General features: G+C 62.5%; 1 protein-coding gene. It reads right to left on the reverse strand.

Annotated elements, in window-relative coordinates; genetic code table 11:
• Positions 1-71: 71 nt before the first annotated feature.
• A complete protein-coding gene (locus tag ACTJKS_RS28025) occupies positions 72-527 on the reverse strand; it encodes a YaiI/YqxD family protein (RefSeq protein WP_047297238.1) in 456 nt (151 codons plus the stop codon).
• Positions 528-590 lie beyond the last annotated feature (63 nt).

The raw sequence follows: 590 nt of genomic DNA on the forward strand, positions 1-590 counted from the left end.
CATCTTGAAGCATTGGGCCTGCTGTGCAGGCCATCGGGGATAAATCCCCTCACCACAGGAATACGGTTGAATCAGGACTGACGTGCAAGGCGGGTGAGAATCCGGTCCAGCGCATTGGCAAACGCCTGTTTCTCACGCTCGCCGAACGGTGCCGGGCCGCCGCTGATCTGACCCTGCTCACGCAGGTCGGTAAACAGGTTGCGCACGGCCAGGCGCTCGCCCATGTTCTGCGCGTCGAACTCCTTGCCGCGCGGGTCAAGCGCCGCTACACCTTTCTTCACCAGGCGATCGGCCAGCGGGATATCGCTGCAGATCACCAGCTCTCCGGGCACCGCGTGCTCGACCAGATAATCGTCCGCCGCATCCGGGCCGCTGGGCACCACGATCAGCTTGACGATGGCCAGCCCCGGTTTGATCTGCGGTTGCCCCGCCACCAGCACCACTTCGAACCGGCGCTTGAGGGCGAACTTCACCACCAGCTCCTTGGCGGCCCGCGGGCAGGCGTCGGCATCAATCCATACACGCATCTTGATAACCTCTTGAAAGCAAAAGATCGCAGCCTGCGGCAGCTCCTACAGGGATACACCGAA

Origin of the sequence: Pseudomonas sp. 22189, from assembly GCF_052045635.1 — a bacterium.
Lineage (GTDB): Bacteria > Pseudomonadota > Gammaproteobacteria > Pseudomonadales > Pseudomonadaceae > Aquipseudomonas > Aquipseudomonas parakoreensis.